We start from the raw sequence: 4,824 nt of genomic DNA, 5'->3' as shown, positions 1-4,824 counted from the left end.
CATGCCTGCCGGTGCCGCCGTTGCCGCAATACAGCGAAACCTGGACCGGCCTGCGCCGCGCCTTTTTCGAGGCGGGCGCGGCGGTGACGCATCTGGTCAAGGCACGCCTCTAACCTCAGACAGACCGGGTGATACCGCCATCCACGCGGATGTTCTGACCGGTGATGTAGGCACCGCCCTCGGAGGCCAGCAGGGCCACGACCGAGGCGATCTCGTCATAGCTGCGCCCATATCGACCGAGCGGGATGCGGGCGCGGAATTCCTCTTTCTCGGGCAGGCTGTCGATAAAACCCGGCAGAACGTTGTTCATGCGGATATTGTCGGCGGCGTGCTGGTCCGAGAACAGCTTGGTAAAGGCCGCCAGCCCGGCCCGGAACACACCCGAGGTGGGAAAGACCGGGTCCGGTTCGAACGCGGCGAAGGTCGAAATGTTGATGATCGACCCGCCGCCCTGAGCTTGCATGATCGGGGTCACCAGCCGGGTGGGGCGCACGGCGTTCAGGAAATAGACATCCATGCCGGTGTGCCACTCTGCGTCCGTCAGTTCCAGCACCGGCGCGCGGGGGCCATGCCCGGCGGAATTCACCAGCACATCGACACGCCCCCAACGGTCCATAGCCGAATCGACCAGCCGTTGCAGATCGTCAGTGGACTGGTTCGATCCGGTAACGCCGATGCCGCCCAGTTCCGCCGCCAGCGCCTCACCCTTGCCTGAGGAGGACAGGATGCCAACCGCGAACCTGTCTGCTGCCAGACGCCGCGCCGCGTCTGCCCCCATGCCGCTGCCGCCTGCGGTGATCAAAGCCACTTTGGTCATCTGTATTCTCCGTTCTGTGATGGACTCAAAATGCGCCTCGCGCGCCGGTTTGACCAATCAGTTCTTCTGCATATAGGATGTAGAAAAACTACTGTATTTGATATGGCCGCCCTACCACCGCTCAACGCCCTGCGCGCTTTCGAGGCTTCGGCCCGCCACCTGAACTTTCGTCTCGCTGCAGGTGAACTTGGCGTGACTCAAGGTGCAGTCGCCCAACAGGTGCGGGGCCTAGAGGCCCGTCTGGGCACGCCTCTGTTCGAACGGCTGCCCCGGGGGCTGCGCCTGACCGAGGCGGGGCGCCGATTTCACGCACCCCTGCGCCGGGCGTTTCGCCTGATTGAAGAGGCCGTCGATGATCTGTCTGGTCAACGGCACATCACGATTTCCGTCACGCCCAGCTTTGCATCGAAATGGTTGGTGCCGCGCCTCAAGGCGTTTGTACGGTTGCACCCGGATGTGTCGGTGCAGGTGGATGCCAGCGAGCGGCTGGCGGATTTCCAGACCGATGGGGTCGATATCGCCATTCGGCAAACCCGCCTGCCGATTGCGGCGGGTCTGGACGCGGTCCCTTTGTTTTCCAGCAGCTTTGTCGTTGTTGCCAGCCCGGACCTGGCCGTGCAACTGTCCCAGCCTGCGGATTTACTGCAGCATGTGTTGCTCAGCGACTCACACGGGTTGTGGCCGCTGTTTCTGGAGCGGGCGGGGGTCGATGGGCGGCCCCGGATGATGAGTTTCAGCCAGACCGCGCTGGCGATTGATGCGGCGGTGTCGGGGCAGGGGATCGCGCTGGCCCATGCCCCGCTGGTCGCGGATGCGCTGGCCTCGGGGCGGTTGGTGCAGCCCTTGCCCGAGGTGCCGATAGACGATCCGGGCTTTGTCATCGTGGCCCCCGCAAAACCGCGTCAACCACGGCTGGTGGCACTGATGCGGGACTGGCTGCTCTCGCAGGTCTGAGGGGGGGCAGAGCGAATCATGAGGGGCGCTTCGGGACCAGAGACGGAAACCGACACAGAGAAACGCAAAAATAGGTCGCGGCAAGCATGGACGCGATGAGGTTGCTGCACTAACGTCCCCTTCGAACCCAGAAGATCCTGATCCACAGGTGCGAGGTAAATTCATGGACTATCACAGCCCCGCCAGCTTTGCCGAGGCGTCGGCTCTGGCGGCAAACGCGTCGGGCACCACCCGGTTTCTGGCAGGCGGCACCGACGTTTTGGTGCAACTGCGCTCGGATTTGGTGACGCCGGACACGCTGATCGACATCAAGAAAATCAACGGTGTACGCGATATCACCCGCAATGCGGATGGCGGCTGGACGCTGGGCGTCGCCGCCACCGGAGCGGAGATGAGCGAACATCCCGAACTGGGCCGCGACTGGCCCGGCGTGGTCGAGGCGATGGACCTGATCGGATCGACTCAGGTGCAGGGGCGGGCGACGCTGACGGGCAACCTGTGCAACGGCTCTCCGGCGGCTGATTCCGTGCCTGCGATGGTGGCCGCGGGGGTGACCGTGACGGTGACCGGTCCGGCTGGCGACCGTGAGGTCGCGGTCGAGGATATTCCGACCGGCCCGGGCCGGACCTCGCTTGACAAGGGTGAGGTGGTCTCGGCCGTCAACATCCCCGCGCGTGGTGAGAATGGTGGTGATGCCTATCAGCGTTTCATCCCCCGGACCGAGATGGACATCGCCGTGGTCGGCGTTGGCGTGAATCTGCGGCTGGATGGCGACACGATCACCGAGGCGCGCGTGTCTCTGGGTGCGGTCGCCCCGACCGTTCTGCTGGTCGAGGACGCGGCGAAAGCGATCATCGGCACCTCACTGGACGAGGCCGCGCTGGATGCGCTGGCCGCTGCAGCCGAGGCCGCCTGCAATCCGATCGATGACAAGCGCGGCACCATTGCGTTCCGCACCGAGGTTGCGGGCGTTCTGGCCAAACGCGTCGCCAAAATCGCCTATGCCCGCGCGAAGGGAGAGTAAGCCATGAGCAAGTTCCACGTATCCACCACCGTCAACGGGGACTCGGTCGAATACCTGTGCGACCCGCGCGAAACCCTGCTGGATTGTCTGCGCGACAAGCTGAACCTGACCGGCGCGAAAGAAGGCTGCGGCACCGGCGATTGCGGTGCCTGTTCGGTCACCGTCGATGGTCGTCTGGTCTGTTCCTGCCTGATGCTGGGGGTCGAGGCCGAGGGCAAGCAGATCGAAACCGTCGAAGGTATCGCCGATGGCGACGTGCTGCACCCGTTGCAGCAGAAATTCGTCGAATATGCTGCCCTGCAATGCGGTGTCTGCACCCCGGGCATTCTGGTCGCGGCCAAGTCGCTGCTTGAGAAAAACCCCGACCCGACCGAGGAAGAGGCCCGCTATTGGCTGGCCGGAAACCTGTGCCGCTGCACAGGCTATGACAAGATCATTCGCGCCGTGATGGACACGGCGGCAGAACTGCGGGAGGCTTCATAATGGCGCTGGACGATCGCAAATCCGACTTCACTTTCGTAGGCACCCGGCCCGACCGCCCGGACGGGTTGGACAAGGTCACAGGCCGCGCCAAATTCGGTGCCGACGCCTATGCGCCGGGCATGCTGCACGGCGCGATCCTGCGCTCACCCCATGCGCACGCTCGAATCGTCAAGATCGACACGTCGAAGGCCGAAGCGCTGAAAGACGTGAAGGCCGTGGTTACCCGCGCCGATTTTGCCGACGTGCCGTTCCAGCCCGGTCTGGAAGGCGAGTTCTGGAACGTTCTGGAAAACGTCATGGCGGGCGAAAAGGCACTGTATGACGGCCATGCCGTTGCTGCCGTCGCGGCGACTTCGGCGCTGGCGGCGCGCGACGCGATCAAGCTGATCGAGGTCGAATACGAGGTGCTGCCCCACGTCACCGATGTGGACAAGGCCATGGCTCCGGACGCGCCGGTGATCCGCGAAGGGGCCGCCGACTACTCGGTTCCCGAAGGCATGCATCCCAACGTCGTGCGCTATCACGAAAGCGGTCATGGTGATGTCGAGGCCGGTTTTGCCGAGGCTGATCTGGTCATCGAAGACAGCTTCGTCACCGAGGCGACCCATCAGGGCTATATCGAACCCCATGCCTGTCTGGCCTCGCTGGGCGGCGACGGCAAGGGTGAGCTGTGGTGCACCACCCAAGGCCACTGGATCGCACAAAAGACCTGCGCGGCGCTGCTGGGAATCGAGACCTCGCAACTGCGCGTTACGGCGTCGGAAATCGGTGGCGGTTTCGGCGGCAAGACCACCGTGTTCATCGAACCCGTGGCGCTGGCGCTGAGCCGCAAGGCCAACCGTCCGGTCAAGCTGGTGATGAGCCGGTCCGAGGTGTTCCGGGCGACGGGACCCACATCCTCGGCCTCGATGGACATCAAGATCGGCATGAAAAAGGACGGCACCATCACCGCCGCCGAGGGCATCTTCCGCCTGCAGGGCGGCGCTTTCCCCGGCGCGCCGGGGGATCTGACGGCCATGTGTGCCTTTGCCCCCTATAATGTCAGCAACGTGCGGCAGGTGGGTTATGACGTGATGGCCAACCGCCCGAAACAGGCCGCCTATCGTGCGCCGGGCGCGCCGATGGGGGCGTTCGCCGTGGAATCCGTGCTGGACGAGCTGTGCAACAAGCTGGGCCTCGACCCACTGGACGTGCGCCTGAAAAACGCGGCGCATGAGGGCACGCGGGCCAGCTATGGCCCGACCTACGAACGCATCGGTCTGGTCGAAACGCTGGAGGCCGCCAAGGCGCATCCGCATTACTCGGCCCCGCTGAAGCCGGGGCAGGGGCGCGGGATTTCCTGCGGGTTCTGGTTCAACCATGGCGGTGAAACGTCGGTGTCACTGGCCCTGTCCGAGGACGGTTCGGCGCAGGTCATGGTCGGCACGCCGGATATCGGCGGCTCGCGCGCATCGATGGCGCTGATGGCGGCCGAGGTGCTGGGCATTCCCTATGAGAACATCCGCGTCACTGTCGCGGACACGGCCACGCTGGGCTATAACGACGT

At 64.5% G+C, this 4,824-nt stretch carries 5 protein-coding genes; 4 read left to right on the top strand and 1 reads right to left on the bottom strand.

Going from position 1 to position 4,824, the window contains the following annotated elements; genetic code table 11:
- Positions 1-115: 115 nt before the first annotated feature.
- On the bottom strand, positions 116-817 hold the full coding sequence (locus MPJ51_RS00730) for an SDR family oxidoreductase (RefSeq protein WP_298381071.1): 702 nt from the start codon (positions 815-817) through the stop codon (positions 116-118).
- A gap of 102 nt (positions 818-919) precedes the next feature.
- Here MPJ51_RS00730 and MPJ51_RS00725 point away from each other — a divergent pair, with 102 nt between their 5' ends.
- The 4 genes from MPJ51_RS00725 to MPJ51_RS00710 form a co-directional block, all read left to right on the top strand.
- Positions 920-1,771, top strand: a complete 852-nt coding sequence (locus MPJ51_RS00725; RefSeq protein WP_298381070.1) for a LysR substrate-binding domain-containing protein — start codon at positions 920-922, stop codon at positions 1,769-1,771.
- A 163-nt stretch (positions 1,772-1,934) separates the two neighbouring features.
- Positions 1,935-2,795, top strand: a complete 861-nt coding sequence (locus MPJ51_RS00720; protein WP_298381069.1) for a xanthine dehydrogenase family protein subunit M — start codon at positions 1,935-1,937, stop codon at positions 2,793-2,795.
- Between the two features lie 3 nt (positions 2,796-2,798).
- Positions 2,799-3,278 carry a (2Fe-2S)-binding protein gene (locus MPJ51_RS00715; protein ID WP_298381068.1) on the top strand — a complete coding sequence of 160 codons (480 nt, stop codon included), beginning with the start codon at positions 2,799-2,801 and terminating at the stop codon, positions 3,276-3,278.
- A partial coding sequence (locus MPJ51_RS00710) for a xanthine dehydrogenase family protein molybdopterin-binding subunit (protein WP_298381075.1) occupies positions 3,278-4,824 on the top strand: 1,547 nt, incomplete at its 3' end. The genes MPJ51_RS00715 and MPJ51_RS00710, both read left to right, overlap by 1 nt.

Origin of the sequence: Ruegeria sp. (genome assembly GCF_028066395.1) — a bacterium.
GTDB lineage: Bacteria > Pseudomonadota > Alphaproteobacteria > Rhodobacterales > Rhodobacteraceae > Ruegeria.
Note: the sequence above shows the minus strand (reverse complement) of the source record. Positions and strands in the feature narration are given on the sequence as shown.

Excerpts from the sequence above, each read along its gene's own strand:
- MPJ51_RS00730 (WP_298381071.1), bottom strand. The coding sequence starts at position 817 with ATGACCAAAGTGGCTTTGATCACCGCAGGCGGCAGCGGCATGGGGGCA.
- MPJ51_RS00720 (WP_298381069.1), top strand. The coding sequence starts at position 1,935 with ATGGACTATCACAGCCCCGCCAGCTTTGCCGAGGCGTCGGCTCTGGCG.
- MPJ51_RS00725 (WP_298381070.1), top strand. The coding sequence starts at position 920 with ATGGCCGCCCTACCACCGCTCAACGCCCTGCGCGCTTTCGAGGCTTCG.
- MPJ51_RS00715 (WP_298381068.1), top strand. The coding sequence starts at position 2,799 with ATGAGCAAGTTCCACGTATCCACCACCGTCAACGGGGACTCGGTCGAA.